The 19,981-nt window shown below is 70.6% G+C and carries 20 protein-coding genes; 10 read left to right on the top strand and 10 right to left on the bottom strand.

Annotated elements, in window-relative coordinates:
- Positions 1 to 55 precede the first annotated feature (55 nt).
- The 3 genes from prfA to ASF52_RS07050 all read left to right on the top strand — a co-directional run bounded on the left by prfA (position 56) and on the right by ASF52_RS07050 (position 3,808).
- Complete coding sequence (prfA, locus tag ASF52_RS07040; RefSeq protein WP_056169796.1) at positions 56 to 1,141, top strand: peptide chain release factor 1; 1,086 nt, start codon at positions 56 to 58, stop codon at positions 1,139 to 1,141.
- Positions 1,142 to 1,166: 25 nt separating this feature from the next.
- Positions 1,167 to 2,033 carry a peptide chain release factor N(5)-glutamine methyltransferase gene (gene prmC / locus ASF52_RS07045; RefSeq protein ID WP_156629997.1) on the top strand — a complete coding sequence of 289 codons (867 nt, stop codon included), beginning with the start codon at positions 1,167 to 1,169 and terminating at the stop codon, positions 2,031 to 2,033.
- A gap of 488 nt (positions 2,034 to 2,521) precedes the next feature.
- Positions 2,522 to 3,808 carry a DUF4167 domain-containing protein gene (locus ASF52_RS07050; protein WP_056169801.1) on the top strand — a complete coding sequence of 429 codons (1,287 nt, stop codon included), beginning with the start codon at positions 2,522 to 2,524 and terminating at the stop codon, positions 3,806 to 3,808.
- A gap of 51 nt (positions 3,809 to 3,859) precedes the next feature.
- On the opposite strand, the gene ASF52_RS07055 is transcribed toward ASF52_RS07050, so the two are convergent.
- Both ASF52_RS07055 and ASF52_RS07060 read right to left on the bottom strand, forming a co-directional pair.
- Entirely contained in the window at positions 3,860 to 4,606 is a 747-nt protein-coding gene (locus ASF52_RS07055) for a hypothetical protein (protein ID WP_056169802.1), read from the bottom strand.
- A gap of 43 nt (positions 4,607 to 4,649) precedes the next feature.
- Positions 4,650 to 5,588, bottom strand: a complete 939-nt coding sequence (locus tag ASF52_RS07060; RefSeq protein WP_056169805.1) for a DUF2336 domain-containing protein — start codon at positions 5,586 to 5,588, stop codon at positions 4,650 to 4,652.
- A 134-nt stretch (positions 5,589 to 5,722) separates the two neighbouring features.
- Between ASF52_RS07060 and ASF52_RS23155 the strand changes: the two genes are divergently transcribed.
- From ASF52_RS23155 to ASF52_RS07070, 3 genes are all read left to right on the top strand, one after another.
- Positions 5,723 to 5,887: a YqaE/Pmp3 family membrane protein gene (locus ASF52_RS23155; protein ID WP_244472960.1), complete on the top strand. Its 165-nt coding sequence runs from the start codon at positions 5,723 to 5,725 to the stop codon at positions 5,885 to 5,887.
- A gap of 76 nt (positions 5,888 to 5,963) precedes the next feature.
- Positions 5,964 to 6,569, top strand: a complete 606-nt coding sequence (locus tag ASF52_RS07065; protein ID WP_056169809.1) for a sulfite oxidase-like oxidoreductase — start codon at positions 5,964 to 5,966, stop codon at positions 6,567 to 6,569.
- A gap of 1 nt (position 6,570) precedes the next feature.
- Positions 6,571 to 7,278 (top strand): FAD-binding oxidoreductase, encoded by a 708-nt coding sequence (locus ASF52_RS07070; protein ID WP_056169812.1) that lies wholly within the window; start codon positions 6,571 to 6,573, stop codon positions 7,276 to 7,278.
- Positions 7,279 to 7,288: 10 nt separating this feature from the next.
- On the opposite strand, the gene ASF52_RS07075 is transcribed toward ASF52_RS07070, so the two are convergent.
- On the bottom strand, positions 7,289 to 8,377 hold the full coding sequence (locus ASF52_RS07075) for an NAD(P)/FAD-dependent oxidoreductase (protein WP_056169815.1): 1,089 nt from the start codon (positions 8,375 to 8,377) through the stop codon (positions 7,289 to 7,291).
- A gap of 13 nt (positions 8,378 to 8,390) precedes the next feature.
- Positions 8,391 to 9,512, bottom strand: a complete 1,122-nt coding sequence (locus ASF52_RS07080) for a calcium:proton antiporter (protein ID WP_056169819.1) — start codon at positions 9,510 to 9,512, stop codon at positions 8,391 to 8,393.
- Between the two features lie 282 nt (positions 9,513 to 9,794).
- Here ASF52_RS07080 and ASF52_RS07085 point away from each other — a divergent pair, with 282 nt between their 5' ends.
- Entirely contained in the window at positions 9,795 to 11,510 is a 1,716-nt protein-coding gene (locus ASF52_RS07085; protein WP_056169822.1) for a DEAD/DEAH box helicase, read from the top strand.
- A 272-nt stretch (positions 11,511 to 11,782) separates the two neighbouring features.
- Here ASF52_RS07085 and ASF52_RS07090 read toward each other — a convergent pair whose 3' ends face one another.
- Both ASF52_RS07090 and ASF52_RS07095 read right to left on the bottom strand, forming a co-directional pair.
- Positions 11,783 to 12,673, bottom strand: a complete 891-nt coding sequence (locus ASF52_RS07090) for a hypothetical protein (RefSeq protein WP_056169825.1) — start codon at positions 12,671 to 12,673, stop codon at positions 11,783 to 11,785.
- Between the two features lie 246 nt (positions 12,674 to 12,919).
- Positions 12,920 to 13,879 carry a DUF6925 family protein gene (locus tag ASF52_RS07095; RefSeq protein ID WP_443136661.1) on the bottom strand — a complete coding sequence of 320 codons (960 nt, stop codon included), beginning with the start codon at positions 13,877 to 13,879 and terminating at the stop codon, positions 12,920 to 12,922.
- Positions 13,880 to 13,900: 21 nt separating this feature from the next.
- On the opposite strand from ASF52_RS07095, the gene ASF52_RS07100 reads away from it, so the two are divergent.
- Together ASF52_RS07100 and ASF52_RS07105 are read left to right on the top strand one after the other, a co-directional pair.
- On the top strand, positions 13,901 to 15,337 hold the full coding sequence (locus ASF52_RS07100) for an ATP-binding protein (protein WP_056169831.1): 1,437 nt from the start codon (positions 13,901 to 13,903) through the stop codon (positions 15,335 to 15,337).
- A complete protein-coding gene (locus tag ASF52_RS07105) occupies positions 15,334 to 15,996 on the top strand; it encodes a response regulator (protein WP_056169834.1) in 663 nt (220 codons plus the stop codon). Before ASF52_RS07100 ends, ASF52_RS07105 begins: the two co-directional genes overlap by 4 nt.
- A 9-nt stretch (positions 15,997 to 16,005) precedes the next feature.
- Here ASF52_RS07105 and ASF52_RS07110 read toward each other — a convergent pair whose 3' ends face one another.
- The 4 genes from ASF52_RS07110 to tsaD are packed head-to-tail and all read right to left on the bottom strand — an operon-like array spanning position 16,006 to position 18,982.
- Positions 16,006 to 16,422, bottom strand: coding sequence for an EVE domain-containing protein (locus ASF52_RS07110; protein ID WP_056169837.1), 417 nt, complete (start codon positions 16,420 to 16,422; stop codon positions 16,006 to 16,008).
- A gap of 50 nt (positions 16,423 to 16,472) precedes the next feature.
- Positions 16,473 to 16,937, bottom strand: a complete 465-nt coding sequence (locus ASF52_RS07115; RefSeq protein ID WP_056169839.1) for an opioid growth factor receptor-related protein — start codon at positions 16,935 to 16,937, stop codon at positions 16,473 to 16,475.
- Complete coding sequence (locus tag ASF52_RS07120; RefSeq protein ID WP_056169844.1) at positions 16,934 to 17,926, bottom strand: NAD(P)H-dependent glycerol-3-phosphate dehydrogenase; 993 nt, start codon at positions 17,924 to 17,926, stop codon at positions 16,934 to 16,936. Before ASF52_RS07120 ends, ASF52_RS07115 begins: the two co-directional genes overlap by 4 nt.
- Positions 17,927 to 17,938: 12 nt before the next feature.
- Positions 17,939 to 18,982 (bottom strand): tRNA (adenosine(37)-N6)-threonylcarbamoyltransferase complex transferase subunit TsaD, encoded by a 1,044-nt coding sequence (tsaD, locus tag ASF52_RS07125; protein WP_056169847.1) that lies wholly within the window; start codon positions 18,980 to 18,982, stop codon positions 17,939 to 17,941.
- 185 nt (positions 18,983 to 19,167) lie between these two features.
- Here tsaD and ASF52_RS07130 point away from each other — a divergent pair, with 185 nt between their 5' ends.
- Positions 19,168 to 19,884, top strand: coding sequence for a uroporphyrinogen-III synthase (locus ASF52_RS07130; RefSeq protein WP_056169850.1), 717 nt, complete (start codon positions 19,168 to 19,170; stop codon positions 19,882 to 19,884).
- The last annotated feature ends 97 nt before the right edge of the window (positions 19,885 to 19,981 follow it).

Consider the following 19,981-nt stretch of genomic DNA (forward strand, 5'->3'; position numbering starts at 1 on the left):
CCCCTCCGGACCGACCGCGCCGACCCGAAACACTGGTGAGAGTACCCCACGGGCGATGACCCCCATTCCTTCCGACCGTCTCGACGCCATCCTGACGCGCCACGACATCGTCACCGCGACCCTCAGCGCGGGCTCGGCGGATTCCGACACCTTCGTCCAGCTGTCCCGCGAATTGTCGGAGCTGGAGGGCGTCGTCGCGGCGATCCACGCCTACCGGGCCGCCGCCTCCAACCTCGCCGACATCCAGGCGCTGATGGACGAGCCGGGCAGCGATTCCGAGATGCGGGCGCTGGCGGCCGACGAGAAGCCCGAGGCGGAAGCCGGGTTGGAGGCGGCGCACCGCGCCCTGCAGCTCATCCTGCTGCCGAAGGACTCCGCCGACGAGAAATCCGCCATCCTGGAAATCCGCGCCGGCACCGGCGGCGACGAGGCCGCGCTCTTCGCCGGCGACCTGTTCCGGATGTACGGCCGCTACGCCGACGCCAAGGGCTGGAAGGTCGAGGTGATCTCCGAGAGCGAGGGCACCGTCGGCGGCTACCGCGAGGTCATCGCCGAGGTGAAGGGCAAGGGCGTGTTCGCCCGCCTGAAGTTCGAGAGCGGCGCCCACCGGGTGCAGCGCGTGCCCGACACCGAGACGCAGGGGCGCATCCACACGTCCGCCGCCACCGTGGCGGTGCTGCCCGAGGCCGAGGAGGTCGATATCGTCATCAACGATGCCGACCTGAAGATCGACACCATGCGCTCGCAGGGCGCCGGCGGCCAGCACGTCAACAAGACGGAATCGGCCATCCGCATCACCCACCTGCCCTCCGGGATCGTGATCTTCGTCCAGGAGGAGCGCTCGCAGCACAAGAACCGGGCCCGGGCGATGCAGCTCCTGCGCTCGAAGCTCTACGATGCCGAGCGCACGGCCAAGGACGCGGTGCGCGCCGCCGACCGCAAGTCCCAGGTCGGCTCCGGCGACCGCTCGGAGCGCATCCGCACCTACAACTTTCCCCAGGCGCGGGTGACCGACCACCGCATCAACCTCACTCTCTACAAGCTGGAGGAGGTTCTGGCGGGCGTCGCCCTCGACGAACTCATCGACGCGCTGGTGACGGAGCATCAGGCCGAGCTGCTCGCCGCGGAGGGCATGGCCTGAGCCGGCCATGTCTCCGGTCACGACCATGTCTCTGATCGCGGGCACGACTCGTCAGGAAGCCCTGCGGCACGCGACCCGATGCCTCGCCGAGGGCGGCATCGCCGACAGCGACGCCCGCTTCCTCGTCCTCGACGTCCTCCGCCTCAGCGGGACGGAGCTCATCCTCGGTGGCTTCGAACCCATCGGGCCGGCGGGCGCGGCAGCCCTATCGGAAGCCCTCGCCCGGCGCCTCGCGGGCGAACCCGTGGCCCGGATCGTCGGCGCCTGGGAATTCTGGGGCCTCCCGTTCGGACTGGCGCCCGAGACCCTGGTGCCCCGCGCCGACACCGAGACCCTGGTGGAAGCGGCCCTCGGACGCCATCCCGACCGCACAAGCCCCTTGCGCATCCTCGACCTCGGAACCGGCTCGGGCTGCATCCTCGTGGCCCTGCTGTCCGAGCGCGCCAACGCCTTCGGCATCGGCCTCGACCGCTCGGAAGGCGCCCTGATCCAGGCCCGCACCAACGCCACGGCCAATGGGGTCGGCGACCGGGCCGCCTTCGTGCGTGCCGACTGGTGCGCGGGCCTGATGGCCGCGTTCGACCTCATCGTCTCGAATCCGCCCTACATCCCGCTCGGCGTCATCGCGACCCTGGCCGATGAAGTCCGCCTCCACGATCCGGCAGCGGCCCTCGATGGCGGCGTCGACGGGCTCGATGCCTACCGGCGCATCCTGGATGACGTGGCGCGGGGGCCGGTGCGGCTGGCGACGGGCGGAAGCCTGCTGTTCGAGGTCGGCCACGACCAGGCGGAGGCCGTGCTGACCCTCGGCCGCGAGCGTGGCTTCGTGGCGGCCGGCATCACCCACGACCTGGCTGGACATGCCCGCGTGGTCGCGTTCGCGTCGAAGTGATGGCGATGTCGGGGACGGGATGCGCCGCTCGGACGAGAATCGTCGTGAACAACCGGGGGTGGCGCGAAAAAATGCTTGTTGCCGTCGCGGCGACCGGCTAGGCTCTCAGTCAGATCGAAAAACGATCCGTCGAGACGGGTCGTGGCAGGAATGGTGCCGGCTCGTAGTCCGCGACGCTCCTCAGCGATCTCCCCACGATCAGGTTGGCGCGCTGTGAGACGACGCGCAGAAACTTGGTCACTTCGAGCCTGAAAACCGAAGAGCGCCTGAACGCTAGCGCGAGCCTCGGTGGACCGGGACACACGGCAAGCACGGCGCATTCCGATTCCGATCGCGGACCTGACAAACCGGATCACACGGTCCCCCTCCCGGGGTCACCATGGCCGGGCCGGATTTCGGCTCAAGGCCGCCGGGTCCCGGACCGCGTCACCAGCTCCCGTACGAACGAGGGTCAATCGAGACCGATGAGACCAAACCAGAACAGACGGGTGCGCGGTCGCAACCGCCCCAAGGGTCCCAACCCGCTGACCCGGTCCTACGAATCGAACGGTCCGGACGTCAAGATTCGCGGCACCGCCCAGCACATCGCCGATAAATACGCTCAGCTCGCGCGTGACGCGCAGGCGAGCGGCGATCCCGTGGCGGCGGAGAATTATTTCCAGCACGGCGAGCATTATTTTCGCATCATCTCGGGCGCGCAGGAGCAGAACCGTCAGCAGGCCGCCGGCGGCTACGCCCGCAACGGCTTCGACGACGATGGCGACGAGGATGGTGGCGACGACCAGAGCGCACCGCTCGGCTACGCCGCCCATTCCTACAACGACGACTACACCGATCCCGGCCAGCAGCCCCAGCCGGCGTATCAGCCGCCGGCCTACGAGGGACGGCAAGAGTCCCAGAGACAAGAGTCCCAGAGACAGGATTCGCCGCGTCAGGAGTATCCGCGTCAGGACGGTGGCCAGAACCGGAACGACCGCAACGACCGGCGCGACCGCTTCAACAACCGCAACGACCGTCCGCAGCGCTTCGACAACCAGCGCCCCGACGGGTCCCGGCAGGACGGCCAGCGGCAGGACTACAATCGGCCGGATTCTTCGCGACAGGACAACCAGCGACCGGATTACGGTCGGCAGGACCAGCCGCGCCAGGACCAGCAGCGCCAGGACCAGCAGCGCCAGGACCAGCAGCGCCAGGACCAGCAGCGCCAGGATCGGGATCGGCAGGATCAGCCCCGCAACGAGCAGCCGCGCCAGGAATATGGCCGTCGCAACAACGGCGCGCGGTTCGAATCCAATCGAAACGCCGAGGCCCCGCAGGATGGCGGGCGCGACGAGGCCCCGCGTCAGGACTTCGTCCGGCAGGAGACCGCCCGTCAGGAACCGGTGCGACCGGACTTCGTCCGCCCCGAACCCGTGCGGCAGGAGCCTGTCCGTCCGGAGTCCGCGCGGCCGGATTTCCAGCCGACCGAGCCGCGCCGGGTGGCGGATGCACCGCCCCGGCGGAGCCGCCGTCGCGACGAGGCCGAGCGTGCGCCGGCCGAGGACGTGTCCGGCCTGCCGGCCTTCCTGATGACGCCGCCGCGTCCCGTTCCCGCCGAACGGCCCGTCGAGTCCCGCACGGCGGAGGAATCCGCTCCGCAGGGAACCCCGTCCGCCCCCGACGAAACGCCGACGGCTCCGAAGCCACGCCGTCGCCGCCGGGCCCGCTTCGAGGGGACCGATGGGGCCGAGCCCGGCTCCGCCGGTACCGACGATGTGACGCCGATCACCGAATAAGTTTGCCGCGATCGCTCTGGAAAGCCGCCCCCGTTGGGCGGCTTTTCGCGTTCAGGGCCGGTCTGGGCCGCCGAGTGCGGCATGCCAGTCCGCGTAGCCGTGGACGCGGTGGACGAGGCGGCGGTCCCGCGCGGCCTCGCCGAATGGCGCCAGATCCCAGGTCCAGGCCGCGTCGGGTGTCGGAAGCGGAACGCCGTGGAGGAGGTCGAGGCGGTCGGTCACACGGCCGTCGCGGTCCTCTTCGGTCTGCAGGACGTCGGTGACGAGGCAGACCCGCGCCGCGAGGCGGGATAGGCCGTCGAGATGAGCTCGGACGATCCGCCCACCGAGCTGCGGATCCGCCCCTCCGGAGCCGTCGACGGGCAGGATCGGCAGTTGCGAAAGCAGGTTGGCGGAGATCACGAGATCGATCTCCGGCCCGCCCCCGTGATCGGGAACCGCCCCTGGCCGGGTGAGATCGGCCGTGACCAGGGTGACGTCGGGACGGTGGCGCACCGTCCATCGGGTCGGCCACGGATGCACGGCATCGACGAGGCGGATGCGGGTGAAGCGGCGGGCGAGGTGGTCCAGGGGTACGTCGTCGAGGAGGCCCGAGCCGAGAACGACGACGGTGCGATATCGAGGGAGACCTTCGCAGGCCCGCATGATCACGGCACGGGCCCGTGTGAGATGCGGCTCCCAGGCCGTCCGGCACCGGCGCGAGCGGGACAGGAGCAGGACACTCTCGCGCAGGTAGCCCCGCCGGCGATGCGACCAGGGGGCGGGGGTCGTCAGGTAGTGGAACAGGTCGACCAGCACGGCGCCTCCTGAGACCAGGGGTGGCAGCCCGTGCGCCGCGGCGTCAAGCGGCCTTGGTCCGGCCCTTGGACGCGGTGAAGCGGACCGAACGGCGGGCCGTGGCCACCGACAGGGCCTGGAACGCCTCGAAGGTCCCCCGCATGTCCTCCGGCGATAGGCGACGGCCGGACCGGGCCTGGATCAGGTGCTTGAGGGTCCCCCACCCGAGATCGGACGCCCGTAGGAGAAAGAGAAGCGGATCGAGATCCGGATTACGGTGGGCCTGAGACGCCATCTCGGTCGGCACCCCGGCGATGCGGGCGATGGCGGCCAGGGCATCGTCCACCCGTCCCTGTACCACGAGGGCGACGATCGCCTTCTCCTCGAGATCGACGCCCCCGGGGGAAGCCGGCGAGAGCGGCGGGGCTTCGATCCGGCGGAGTTCGGGGATGGATCGGCGCAGATCGAGCACCGCCCGCAGAACCGGATCCTTCCCCGCCAAGTCCACCAAGGTCCCGAATCCCGTCGACGACAGGTGCGCGGTCTCGTTCCCGGCGATCCGGCGCACGGCTTGGGTCGCCGCCCGCGTGACGAGGATGTCGGTGATCCGCTCGCTCAGGGTCCGTCGCCGCGAAACCGCATCGAGATGCAATGGGCCGGCTTCCCTGACGATCCGAAGCAGGTCGTCCTCGTCGAGCCGCACGGATCGGGCGAGGACCGGCCCCGCGACGGTGATCTGCGGATCGAAGGCGAGGTCGCGCACGACGCGGCGCGGGGCATTGGCGATATCGGCGATCTCCTCGGCGAGGGCTGAACGGGCCGCGGCCTCGACGTTGCGGGCGAGGTGAAGGATGATCGCATCGAAGGGTTCGATCCCGCTCTCGCCCAGGGCGACGGCGTGATCGGTAAACAGAGCCGTGATTCGGCGAAGCATCGCCGCACGCTGATCGGGTGTTCCGATAGTGACGGCGTGTTCCATTTCGTGGATGAGCGTCTTGATCATAGCCTATCGGGGTGTGCCGCGCCGTTCGTCAAAATCGCACGCAGATGTTTAAAAACAGCCACCGGGAACCATCGTCGGAACGGCAATGTTGCTATCGCGCCCTTGCGCGGGCACCATCACGTCCCGGAGACATCGTGTCGAATCTCGTTCGCATCCTGCTCGCCATCTTCCTGCCGCCCCTGGCCGTCCTGATGACGGCAGGCATCGGATTGCAGTTCCTTCTCAATATCCTGCTGACGGTCCTGGGCATCGTTCCGGGCATGGTGCACGCCCTGTGGATCGTCATGCGCGACCGCTGATCCGGCGCCGCGACGCGCCCTCCCCGCCGATGCACGGGGAAGGAAGCGCGGTTTCGAAAGCCCGAACGAGGGTGACATGAGCACACGCGGCTTCACCGGACGACGCCCGCCCGAGGCGACGCGCGAGCGCCTGCCGCCGGGCCAATATCTCACGGCGGATTTCCCGGTTCTACAGATCGGGCCGAATCCGCGGATCGATCTCGACGCGTGGCGCTTCACCCTCCGGGCTGGATCGCGACCGTTGAAGATTTGGACTTGGGACGAATTCAACGCCCTGCCGCGCACGCGCTGGGGCGGCGACATCCACTGCGTCACGAAGTGGTCGAAGTTCGACACGGCGTGGGAGGGCGTCGGAATCGACGATCTCCTGGCGGATGCGGGCGTCGCGGCGCCGACGGCGTTCGCCCTGGCGGAGGGATACGACGATTACACCACCAACGTGCCGTTCGCCGACCTGACCGGGGACCGGGCCATGGTGGCGACCCATTACGACGGCGCGCCGATCGAGCCGGATCACGGCGGCCCGGCGCGCCTCCTCGTGCCGCACCTTTACTTCTGGAAGAGCGCCAAGTGGCTCAAGGGTCTGCGCTTCACACAGAAGGATGAGGGTGGCTTCTGGGAGATGCGGGGCTATCATATGTACGGAGACCCGTGGCGCGAGCAGCGCTTCACCGGTGACTGAGATGAAGCCTCTGCCCTGGCTGGATGCCACCATCGTGGGCATCGGTCAGGTGATCCCGCGGGTGAAGTGCTTCCGGCTGGCCGTGACGCTCGACCGCCCGGCTCTCGCGGGGCAGCACGTCGATATCCGGCTGACCGCACCCGACGGCTACCAGGCTCAGCGCAGCTACTCCATCGCCTCCGCGCCGAGCCCGGACGGGATCGTCGAACTCATGGTCGAGGGCCTGCCGGAGGGCGAGGTCTCGGGGTTCTTCGACGGGGTGGCGGAAGTCGGCGACACCGTGGCGTTGCGCGGTCCCATCGGGGGCGCCTTCGTGTGGCGACCGGAGGATGGCGGCCCCCTGCTCCTCATTGGCGGCGGCTCGGGCGTGGTGCCGCTCCTGGCGATGCTGCGCCATCGGGCCATCGCGGCGCCCGACGTTCCGGTCCTTCTGGTCTATTCGGTCCGCGAAGCGGCAGAGGCGATCGCCCGGGACGAACTCGACCGGAGGCGCCGCGACGAGCCCGGCTTCGATTGGATCCTGAACCTGACGGGCGAGGGCGGCCGGCGCATCGATGCCGCCCTCATCGGACAGGCGCTCGAACGCCTCGGGCGCCCGCGCCACACCTTCATCTGCGGCGCGAATCCGTTCGTGAACACGGCCGCCGACCTCCTCGTCGATGCCGGTCTTGCGCCCGGCACCATTCGGACGGAACGCTTCGGCGGCTGACGTCGATCTCCTACGCCAACAACCGATCGGCGACCTCTTCGGCGAGGGACAGGCTCGCGGTGAGGCCCGGGCTCTCGATGCCGAACAGGTGGACGAGGCGGTCCAGCCCATGCTGCGCCGGCCCGTCGATGATGAAATCCGCCGCGGGCTCGCCCGGGCCGGTGATCTTTGGACGGATGCCGGCATAATCGGGGGTCAGCACCCCTTCGGGCAAACCGGGCCAATACCGGCGGATCGCACGGGCGAAGGCTTGCGCGCGATCGGGATCGACGGCGTAATCCTCGGTTTCCACCCACTCGACATCGGGACCGAAGCGCATGCGCCCGGCAAGATCGAGGGTGAGATGAATGCCCAGCCCGCCCTCGACGGGGGCCGGATAGATCAACCGCGCGAAAGCCGGGCGGCCAAGGCAGCCGAAATAGCTCCCCTTGGCGAGGATCTTTCTCGGGATGCGGTCGGGTGGGAACCCGTCGATTGCTTTCGCGATAGCCTGTGCTCCGAGACCGGCGGCATTGACGACGGCGTCGAACGGCAGCGCATCCCCGTTCACCGTCGCGACCCAGGCGCCGTCCGCCCATGACAGGCGCGCGACCGGGCTGTGGAACGCGATGGCGCCACCGCGATCCTCGATGTCGCCCTGCAGGGCGAGCATGAGGGCGTGGCTGTCGACGATGCCGGTTCTGGGGGCGTGGAGGGCGGAGACGCAGGCGAGATTGGGTTCCAGGGCGCGGGCCTCGGCCCCGTCGACGAGCGCCAGACCCTCGACGCCGTTGGCGATCCCGCGCGCATGGATCGCCGCGATGGCGGCGCCCTCGGCCGCATCGGTGGCGACGATGAGCTTGCCGCAGGCGCGGTGCGGTACGCCGTGGCTGGCGCAGAACCCGTAGAGCCTCCGGGCGCCGTCGACGCAGTGCCGTGCCCGGAGCGAGCCCTCGGGATAGTACATCCCGCCATGGATCACTTCGGAGTTGCGCGCGGACACGCCCGTGCCGATGCCGCCCTCGGCCTCCGCCACCACCACGGCATGGCCCCGCAGGGCGAGCGCCCGACCGACGGCGAGTCCGACCACGCCGGCGCCGATGACGAGGATGTCGCTCATGATGTCCGCCGAATCACGGGCTGAAGATCAGAACCAGATAGACGAAGAACACCACGAGGTGCACGGCCCCCTCCAGCACCGTGGTGCGCAGCCCCGAGAACGTCAGGGTGCTGAGGATCAGGGTTACGACGAGCAGCGTCATCTCCGTCGGCGCGAGGCCGAGGACCACGGTCTGGCCCGTCAGCAGGCCTACGGCCAGGACCGCCGGCACCGTGAGGCCGACGGTGGAGGTCGCGGCGCCGAGGCAGAGGTTGATCGCCCGCTGCAGCTCGTTGCGCGCCACCGCCTTCAGGGCGCTGATGCCCTCCGGGGTGAACACGATGGCTGCGATGAGGACGCCGCCGAGGGCCGAAGGCGCACCGAGCGCCGCGATGCCGTGGTCCAGGATCGCCGCGAGGCTCTTCGACAGCAGGACGATGGGCAGGATGTTGGCGACGAGGAGACCGACGTGCTTCAAGATCGCGGCCGTCTGCCGGTCCGCCTCGGGCGCCTCGGCTTCGGGCACAACGGTGCCGGGGTTCGATTTCGCGATCCGCCCGCCGTCGTGGATGAAGAAGCTGCTGTGCCGTCCGGTCTGGATCAGCAGGAAGATCCCGTAGAGCGACACGGTGAACAGCGAGAACGAGATCGCCTGCACGGGCGTCAGGGTGCCGCCGCTCGTCGAGGTGGTGAAGTTCGGGATGATCAGCGCGATGGTGGTGAGCGGGATGATCACCGACAGGAAGGCCGACGTGCCCTGCAGGTTGTAGGATTGCTGGTGATGGCGCAGGCCGCCGATGAGCAGGCCGAGGCCGACGATGCCGTTGAGGACGATCATCAGCACGGCGAACATCGTGTCGCGTCCGAGCGTCGGCACCGCCTTCGAGGACAGCATCACGGCGGACACCAGGACCACCTCGATCACCACGATGGAGAGGGTGAGGACGAGGGTGCCGTAGGGCTCGCCGAGGCGATGGGCGAGTTCCTCGGCCTCGTGGACCACGCCGAACGCCGCCCACAGGATCACGAGGAACAGCCACAGGAACAGGCCCGTGGCCCAGAGCGGCGATCCGAGGTCGGCGAGCCAGGCGGGCCCGAACACGAAGAACGCGGCGACGCTCGCCCACGCCACGACCAGACGCAACACCGCCCCCATCTTTCCCCCTGTGGACGTCCGAATTCATGCCGCCATCGGAACGGACGGCACCGCCCGCAGGGCGGCTGGCTCACGGGGGCCACGGCCAAGCCCGAAAGACAAGCTTTAACTGTGCGGGAAACCACCCATGCGCGCGCAGACATGGCGCATGGCCGCGGTTCCGGCTACAAGCCACCGTATCCGTAACCGATCGAGGCCGGAATCACGCATCCGGGGGATCGATCCGCGCTTAGCGCGGCCATCCCCGGCGGGTTCCAGCCTGTTTGCCCGCAAGGCTCCTCAGTGCCCTTTCCGACCCTGCCGGCCCCGCTCTCCCGAGCTCTGGCCGCGCGTGACTACGCAGACCCTACCCCCGTCCAGAATGCGGTGATCGAAGCCGCCGCGCAGGGGCGCGATCTCCTCGTTTCGGCCCAGACCGGCTCGGGCAAGACCGTGGCCTACGGCCTCGCCTTCGCCGACACGCTGCTCGACGGTGCCGAGCGCTTCGGTCCGGCCGGCGCGCCGCTGGCCCTGGTCATCGCCCCCACCCGCGAACTCGCCCTCCAGGTCGAGCGTGAATTGACTTGGCTCTACGCCGAGACCGGCGCGCGGGTGATCTCCTGCGTCGGCGGCATGGACCCGCGCCGCGAGCGCGCCCAGCTCAACGACGGCGCCCACATCGTCGTCGGTACGCCCGGCCGCCTGCGCGACCACTTGGAGCGCCGCAACCTCGCCACCCAGGATCTGCGCGTCGCCGTCCTCGACGAGGCCGACGAGATGCTCGACCTCGGCTTCCGGGACGACCTCGAATTCATCCTGTCGGTGACCCCGAAGGAGCGGCGCACGCTGCTGTTCTCGGCGACCCTGCCCAAAGCCATTGCGACGCTGGCCGAGCGCTACCAGAACGACGCGCTGCGCATCGCCGTGAAGGGCCAGGAGCGCGGCCACGAAGACATCACCTATCGGGCCGTTCGGGTGATGCCGCGTGAGCTGGAGCACGTGGTGGTCAACACCCTGCGCTTCACCGATGCTCCGACCGCCATCGTGTTCTGCAACACCCGCAACGCCGTGCGCCACCTCCAGGCGGTGCTGACCGAGCGCGGCTTCTCCGCCGTGGCCCTGTCGGGCGAACTCGGCCAGGGCGAGCGCAACGCCGCCCTTCAGGCCCTTCGCGACGGGCGCGCCAAGGTGTGCGTCGCCACCGATGTCGCCGCCCGCGGCATCGATCTGCCCACCGTCAGCCTGGTGATCCACGCCGACCTGCCCCACGACGCCGAGGTGCTCCAGCATCGCTCCGGCCGCACGGGCCGCGCCGGACGGAAGGGCACCTCCGTCCTGCTGATCCCGGCCTCCAAGCGTCGCCGCGCCGAGCAGATGCTGATGATCGCCAAGGTCAACGCCGAGTGGGCCGGCCCGCCCACCGCCGAGGAGATCCGCGCCCTCGACGGCGAGCGCATGTGGCAGGACCCACTGTTCACCGATGCCCCGGCCGAGGAGGATGTCGCCATGGGCGAGGCGCTGCTGGCCCGTCGCACGCCGCAGGAGCTCGCCGCGGCGCTGGCCCGAATCTACCGGGCGCGCCTGCCCGAGCCCGAGGATGTCACCGATCCGGGCGCCGGCCCCGAGCGCAAGGCCCGGCCGGTCTACGACCCCGCCGACACCGCCCGCATCGACGCGGAAGGTCCGTCTGTCTGGTTCCGCCTCAACCTCGGCCGGCGCGACAACGCCGACCCGCGCCGCCTGCTGCCGATGCTGACCCGACGCGGTAGCATCGGGCGCCAGGAGATCGGGGCCATCCGGATCTTCGATCGGGAGACCAAGTTCGAGGTGCGCGGCGGCGCAGCGTCCCGCTTCGCCCAGACCTTTGCCAAGAACGGCTCGCCCGAAATCCAGGTGGAAGCGCTCTTGGACGGTCCCGGCAGCGATCAGGAGGCCAGCGGCCCCAAGGGCTTCAAGAGCCCGCGCGGCGCCCGTCACGAGCGCGAGATCGGCAAGAAGCCGCGCGCCCGGACGAAGTAGCCCGAGGCCCTCCGGCTCCTCTTCGGTGAGCGACCGTCACCTCGCGAGCACGTCCCGACACCGGGTCGTGCTCGTTCGATCCCCTCTGGATCTGAACCGCAGGACCCGCGCGGAGGCCTCGAAGCCGGCCTTCGAACCGGCCGAAGCTCCACGGCGAACGCCTTCAACTTCGATGCGCGGGGGTTCGGGCCGACGCGGACGATATTGATTGCAGTGGCCCGGTGCCTGAACTCATCGTACCCGATGACAGCAGGCCTGTGCCGACGTCGTTCTCAGAACTGTTCGGGGAAGCGCTTGACCGCGTTTCCGAGGGCCTCGACGCCTTCGACGAGCTTGCGTCCGACGGGGGCCAGGGACGGCACTTTCATGCCGAACATCTCGGTCTCCTCGGCTTCCGGCTCTGCGGCCTGGGCCGGTTGCGCGGCTGCGACCTTTTCGGAGGCACCCGGTACCGTTTTGCCGGCGGGCTTGGTCCGTGCCACGACCGGGGCGGGCTTCGCTTTCGGCCCGGCTTCGGCCGACGCCGGGGGAAGGGCCGCGAAGGTGCCGCCGGTCGTGGCACGGGCGCGGGTGGTCTCGACGGGAGTCGGGGCGACGAGGGGGGCCGTGCGGGCTTTCTCCACGAGGGCGACGGCGGGCGCGGACGGCACCGTCGCGGCATTCTCGATGGGGGGCAGGCGCGCGGGCTTCGAAGGCGACGCGATGTTGGCGACCTGAACGGGCTTGGTGTCGACAGCCTTCACGTCCGCAGGCTTGGTTGGGAAAACCTTGACTTCGACCGCTTTCGTCTCGGGCGCCTTGGCTTCGAGGATTTTGGCTTCCTGGGCCTTGGCCTCGACCGGCGCGACGACGGCTCGAACCGGGAGCGGATCGGCCTCCGCCGGCACCGGACCCGAGGGCCGGTGGGACGACGCCAGGGCAGGAACGCCGTCGCGCAAATCCGGCCAATCTGCCGAGATTCGCCCGATCCGGACCTTGGACGGCGGCGGGCCGGCGAGACCCGAGAGCATCGAATACGCCCCGGCGGACAGGCCGACGAGGCCGACACCGCCTAGAACCGCGATCAGCGCGGCGCGCATGACGCGCGATGGCGCCTTGGGCTCGGCGGGCGCGCGCCCTTCGGCGGCGATGCGCCGCTCGGTCGGATCGATGGCAATCGACATCAGCGTGGACTCATCCCGAACACACCCGGCGGTCGCGTCCGGTCGATGACGCGGTGCCGTGTCCGTGAACTGATCCCGACAATGGGGCATGAAGATGTCCGGCACCGTATCGACAGTCGAAGCCCGAGATTACCCGGATTAGATCTGTGTTAGTCCGGAGGCTTTAAGGAGTGGTATCGCGGTTCGTCTTCGTCACGTCCCGGGACGACGCAGGCACCATCTTGCAGAGGTGCGTCGCGCCCCCGGCTAGGACGCTCGCTCGATGAAGTCGGCCTGCGCCGCCACCACCCGGGCAACGCCGCGGTCCGCGCGGTCGGAGCCCTTCGGCAAGGCCTCGCCCGCCAGGAGCCGGGCCTTGAGGGCGACCCGGCCCGGATCGCCCCAGCACGTCAGCAGCGCCTGGAACGCGTCATGGTGCGCGCGGTCGAACGCGATCGGTCGCCCGTTCGCGTCGCGGCACGGGTGTGGCGGATGGAGATGGGCGCACGGAACCAGACCGGAGGGGATCGGCGCGGTCGCCGCATGGGTCCGGCGCGCCCGTACGACCTCCGGGGCGACGTAGGCGCGCGGCGCGGCCGCGCCGGAGCCGACGGGACCGCCGAAGACCTCGATCCGCCCGAGACGGGTCGTCATCACCAAGTCGAGCCGGCGTTCCACGAGGAGCCCCGGCACCGGACTGCCGGGCGCGAAGGCCACCCCACCGCAAGCTCCCCACAGATTGTCGAGAATCCGTGGATCGCGGGTCCGCAGGCAGGCCGACCCCTGAGGCAGCCCGAGGCCGAGGTCGAACAGGAACGCCTCGCGATCCGTGGGCCGGGCAGCCGCGAGGTCGGGCCCGAGCGGCGTGACCACCTCCGGCCCGGGGACCAGAGCCGTCCCCACGGGCAGGCACAGGGCGACCGCATGGCTCCAGCCGCCACGGAACCCGGTTTCGTAGGCCACCGGCACGAGGTCGTCGGCGGGCGCGAGCATCAGGGCGCCGCGGCATGTCAGCCGGCCGAAACGCCCCATAGTCGCGGCGGCCTCGCCGGGCGCACGACCGAACTCGGCCCCGGCACCGAATCCGCCGAGACTCCACCGGGTGGCCGGATCGTCGAGGAATGCGGCGAGCCGGTCCCGGATCCCCGCGGATTCATCGGGACGGGACGGCGCAGGGCTACACGTTCCATCCCGCCCGGACTCGGCTACAAGTGGAACGTCCCTCATCCGCTTCCCGGCACCCCCACCATGACGACGGCCCCCGCATCGAGCCCGCCCGGTTGGGCGGCCCGCCCCACCCTGTGGGCACGCTGGCCGACCCGCACGCGGATGATCGTCCTCGTCATCGCCATCGATCTCCTGGCGGCCCTGCTCTCGTGCGGGGTCATCGTGCTGAACGCGCGCTCCGCCGTCGAGGTCGAGATGAAGGCGGCCCTGTCCAATGTCGAGCTTCTCGTCTCCGACACCATCGATCTGGCGCAGGCCGCCTCGCCCGACACCCTGCTGCAGACCCTGCGCCTGCGTGTGCAGGGCCTGCGCCACGTGCGCGTCACCGTCCTCGACGCGGCGGGCGCCGTCGTCCCGGCACCGTCGCATCGCCAGCGCCGGGACGCCTACGACGCACCGCACTGGTTCGTCGCCCTCATCGCCCCCGAGCCGCGCCAGCACGAATTGCCCATCGTGGTCCAGGGCCAGCGCCTCGGCACCGCTCGCATCACCACCCAGCCGCGGGACGAGATCGACGAGGTCTGGGGCTACGCCGTCTCCCTGTCGCTGGCGAGCCTCATCGTCAGCCTCGGCCTCCTCGCCGCCCTTTACGTCGCCTTCGGCCGGGTGCTGGCGCCCTTGACGCAGGTCGCCGATGGCCTGACCCAGCTCGAACGGCAGGATTACACCGCACGCCTCGCGCCGCCGGCCTCGCGCGAACTCGCGGTCATCGCCGCCCGCTTCAACAGCGTGGCCCAGGCCCTGTCGGAAACCCGTGCCGCCAACGGGCGCCTCAACCGCCAGCTCCTCTCCGCCCAGGACGACGAGCGGCGGGCGACGGCCCTCGAGCTCCACGACGAATTCGGCCCCTGCCTGTTCGCCCTCGAAGCCAACGCCGCCTCGGTGATCCGCATGGCCGCCGCCGAGGCGGCGCCGGACCGGGGGAAGCTGACCCAGCGCGCCGAGGAGATCAGCGCCATCGTGGGTCAGGTCCAGACCCTCAACCGCGACCTCCTCAACCGCCTGCGCCCGCATGCCCTGGGTCAGGTGCCCCTGCCCGATTGCCTCGTCCTGCTCCTGCGCGACTTCACCCGCCGGCACTCTGGGACAGCCTTCACGGGCACGTTCGATCGCCTCGGGGCCGGCTACGGCGACGTCACCGATCTCACGGTCTTCCGCTGCATCCAAGAGAGCATGACCAATGCCGTTCGGCATGGCGGGGCCGCGCGCGTCACCGTGGAGGCGGGCGAAGTTCAGGACGGTTCCGGATCGCACCTCGCCATCGAAGTGCATGACGATGGCCGCGGAATCACGCCCGACCACCGGGTCGGGCTGGGTTTGTCGGGGATGCGCGAGCGCGTCGAGGCCTTGGGCGGCACATTGGCGCTTGACAATGGCCGGCCCGGGACGGTTGTCCGGATCATGATTCCGTTCGAGTCCGAACGGTCCGAGGACTCGAGCGCGATCCCCGCCGCATGAACGCGATCCACACCACTTCCCTCCGGGCCCCGGTCCTGGTCGTCGACGATCACCCCATCGTGCTCCAGGGCTGCCGCCGCGTGCTGGAGGATGCCGGCATCGAGCGCATCGCCGAGGCCACCACGGTGGTGGCGGCCTATCGGGCCTTCCACCGCCTGAAGCCGTCCATGGTGATCTGCGACCTGACCTTCCAGGGCAGCGGGCTCGCCGGCCTGGCGCTGATCCGCCGGATGCGCGGCGTCGATCCGCAGGTTCGGATCCTGGTGTTCAGCATGCACAACGATCCGGTCATCGTCGCCCGCGCGCTGGAGGCGGGGGCGCTCGGCTACGTCCTGAAGGACCACGCCTCGGGCGAGCTGTTCGAGGCGTTCGACCGGGTCCGTGCCGGACAGGTCTACCTCGACCGGCGCCTCGCCACGGAGGTCGCCATGCTGCGCACGGACCCGCGCCGCACGCCCGAGGCCCAGCTGACGCCGCGAGAGCAGCAGATCCTGGCGCGTCTGGCTCAGGGCAAGTCCTACGGCGCCATCGCGAGCGACCTGTCGGTGAGCTACAAGACCGTCACCAATGCGTGCTCGCAGATGCGCCAGAAGCTCGGCGTCCGGACGCTCGCCGAACTCATCCACGTGGCGGTGACGCAGGCCCAGCGGCAAGGGTGAGGTCAGGCATCAGCCGAGCCCGCCCATCGCCCGCACGATCGCCCACTCTTCCTCCGTCACCGGCTGCACCGACAGGCGGGAGTTGTTGGCGAGCACCATGGCGGCGAGGCGCGGCTCGGCCTTGATCGCCTCCAGGGTGACCGGCCGGGGGAACGCTTCCACCGCGCGCAGATCCACCATCCCGAACCGGCCCGTGGCGTCGGAATCGTCGGGGTAGTACGGGCGGATCACCTCCACCACGCCGACCACCGCCTTGCCCTCGTTAGAATGGTAGAAGAACCCCAGCTCGCCGACTTCCATGGCCTGCAGGTTCTTCTTGGCCACATGGTTGCGCACGCCGTTCCAGTGGGTGCCGGCGGCCCCGGCCGCGACTTGGCTGTCCCAGGACCACGTGGCGGGTTCGGACTTGTAGAGCCAGTGGGCCATGCGGATCTCCGGGGAACGGCGGGTGCCATACCATCCGGGAAGCGTGGCCGTCAGTCCCCCGCGAGCGCGTTCGCCCAGTAGCGCAGGCTGTCCGGGTTGATCGGCGCGCCGGCCTCGGCATTGCGTGCGGTCACGAAGGCGTGAAACGCTTGCGCCTCCCGTGATCCCAACAGATTGCGAAGAGCCCGAAGGATGCGGGTGATGCGCAGGTGGTTGTGATCGTGGGCGCGCAGCCAGCCGTTGGTGTCCCCATAGAAGCGCATCATGCGATCACGCGCCGCCCGAAGACCCGAGAGCGCCGCCGGGTCGGCTCGGATCGCCTCGGCCTCGGCGCGGGTCAGCACGGGAGCGCCCGGCACGGCGAGACTCGCCTCGCGCAGTGGAAAGCACCACTGGATGAAATCGTGCACGCCCTCGATCCGGGCGTCGCCGAACGCGACCACGTCGGCGAGATGGCGTCCTTCGCCGTCCGATCCCTCGCCGGCGAGGAAGGCATGGATCGGCCCCATCCTCATTCGGCCTCCCCGCGGAGCGGGCGCGCCAGGAGCGCGGCGATGACGGTCTCGACGCTGGCCTCGCCCGCCACGACGGCGGCGACGGCCTCGGCCACGGGCATCTCGACGGCCCGCGCCCGCGCCAGGGCGATTAGGGCCGCAGCGGTGTAGGCACCCTCCGCGAGCTTGCCGCCGGCGGCGTCCTGGGGCGAGGCGCCGGCCCCGAGGCGCTGACCGAAGGCGAAGTTGCGCGATTGCGGCGAGGAGGCGGTGAGCACGAGATCGCCGAGGCCCGACAGCCCCATGAGGGTCTCGGGGCGCCCGCCGTAGGCGCGGGCGAAGCGCATGAGCTCGGCGAACGCCCGCGCGATGAGGGCGGCCCGGGCCGATTCGCCTAAGCCCCGCCCGGCGACGATGCCGGAGGCGATGGCGAGCACGTTCTTGCCGGCGCCGCCGACCTCGACGCCGCGCACGTCGTCCGTGTGATAGACGCGCAGGTTCGGCCCCGACAGGGCGGTGGCGAGACGCGCGGCGTGCCCCGCGTCGGCGGCCGCCAGGGTCACGGCAGTGGGCAGGCCACGGGCGACGTCCGCCGCGAAGCTCGGGCCCGACAGGACCGCCACGGGGGCGTCCGGTCCGAGGATCTCGGCGGCGACGGCGCTCATGAAGCGGTCGCTGCCGCGCTCGATCCCCTTGGCGCAGAGGACGATCGCCGTCCCGGGGGCCCAGGACGGGGCGAGGTCGGCGAGCACCGTCCGCAGGGTCTGGGCCGGCGTCACCATGAGTACCGTGCCGGCGTCGCGCAAGGCGCATGCGTCGGCCGTGGCCCGGATGGAGGCGTGGAGGGGCACGCCGGGCAGGTAGCGTGCGTTCTCGCGGGTTGCTTGGAGGCGTGCGGCGGCCTCGGCGTCGCGCAGCCATAGGGTCACGGAATGTCCGGCGCCGGCGGCGGCGTTGGCGAGCGCCGTGCCCCAAGCGCCGCCGCCGATCACCGCGATGGGTTTGCTCATGCGGCGCTCCTGTCAGGCCGCGGCGACGGGCTCGGCGAACGGCCAGCGGGCACGGGCCGGCGCGGTGAGATCGTCGACGAGGCCGAGGCGCAGGCGCTCGATGCCCGCCCAGGCGATCATGGCGCCGTTGTCGCCGCAGAGCGCGACGGGTGGCGCCACGAAGGCGAGGCCGGCCTCGCCGGCCTGGGTGGTGAGGGCACGCCGGATGGCGCCGTTGGCCGCGACGCCGCCGGCGGCGACCAACGCCGTCGGATGCCCGGCGACGGCGGCGAAGTCGCGCATGGCGACCCGCAGACGATCCACGATCACGTCGACCACCGCCGCCTGGAAGCCGGCGCACAGGTCGGCGACGTCGGCGCTGGACAGCGGAGCGAGCTTCTCGGCCTCGATCCGCAGGGCGGTCTTGAGGCCGGACAGGGAGAAGTTAGCTTCGCGCCGGCCCAGCATGGGCCGCGGCAAGGCGAAGCGCTCGGGGTCGCCGGTCTCGGCCAGGCGCTCGACTTCCGGCCCGCCGGGGTAGCCGAGGCCCAGGAGCTTGGCGACCTTGTCGAACGCCTCGCCGATGGCGTCGTCGATGGTGGTGCCGAGCCGCACGTAATCGCCGACGCCCTTGACCGCGACCAGCTGAGTGTGGCCGCCCGACGCCAGGAGAAGGAGATAGGGGAAGCCGATCCCGTCCGTGAGGCGCGCCGTGAGCGCGTGGGCCTCGAGGTGATTGACAGCGATGAGGGGCTTTCGCGCCACCAGCGACAGGGTCTTGGCGGTAACGAGGCCGATGAGCACGCCGCCGATGAGGCCGGGGCCGGCCGCCACCGCGATGCCGTCGACTTCAGCCAGACGCAGGCCGGCGCCGTCGAGGGCGCGCAGGATGAGCCGGTCCAGGACCTCGACATGCGCGCGCGCGGCGATCTCCGGTACCACGCCGCCATAGGCCGCGTGTTCGGCGATCTGACTCAGGACCTCGTTGGAGAGGATGCGTCCGCGTCCGCCCTCGCCGGGGCAGACCACGGCGGCGGCGGTCTCGTCGCAGGTCGTTTCGATGCCGAGGACGTTCATGGGATCAGGACGGTCATGGAGCGGGTACGTTCCTGCGGCACGGGTGAAACCTACGGATGCCGCGTGAAGGCAGGCGAAAGCATCACCGGCTGCGGCGGCGAGCTGCTGCGTTGGATGCATCCTAGCCGGCCCGGCGCTATCAGGGCAACGAGGGGCAGGGCAACGACTGGACGAGGTTTCGTGGAATGCGGATCTGGGTGGCGCGGCCGGAGCCGGGGGCGACGCGGACGGGGCAGAGACTCCGGGCGCTCGGCCACGTGCCCCTTGTGGCACCCGTGCTGGCGATCCGCCCCACGGGCACGGTCCTGCCGGACGGCGCCTTCGCCGGCCTGCTGCTCACGAGTACCAATGCCGTCGCGGCCCTGACGGCGGCGGACCGGGCACGGTTCGCCACGCTGCCGGTGTTCGCCGTCGGCGCGCGGACGGCGGCCCTGGCGCGCCGGGCCGGGCTCGGCGCGGTTCGGGAAGCCGGGGGCGACGCCGCCGCCCTCTCCGCCCTCGTCCGCGCCACCCTGCCGGCTGGCAGCGCCCTCCTCCATGTCGCCGGCGCCGAAGGCAAGTCCGAGCCGGCCGCCTCCCTCAGGGCGGCGGGATATGCGGTCACCGCCGCCATCGCCTACGCAGCCGTGGCGGAGGCGACGCTTCCGCCGGCCGTGGCGGCGGCACTGGCGGCTCATCCGGCCGCCCTCGATGCGGTGCTGCACTACTCGCGCCGCAGCGCCGAGACCGCACAACTTCTGGCACGCCGCGCGGACCGAAGCGGAGCCTTCGGCGCGCTCAAGCATTACTGCTTGTCGAGTGACGTGGCCGCCGCCCTGGCCGCGGCGGGTCTCGACGCGCATTTCGTGGCGGCACGGCCGGACGAGGAGAGCCTTCTGGCGGGTTTGGTGGCGGGAACCTGACGGAAGGGCCTCGCTCAGGCGCGGGCCGTGATGCTAGGACGAATCTGAATAAGCTGGGCTGCGATCGCCGAACCCGGGGGCACCGAACCGGTGTCGG

It is taken from the genome of Methylobacterium sp. Leaf112 (assembly GCF_001423295.1).
In the GTDB taxonomy this organism is placed as follows: domain Bacteria; phylum Pseudomonadota; class Alphaproteobacteria; order Rhizobiales; family Beijerinckiaceae; genus Methylobacterium.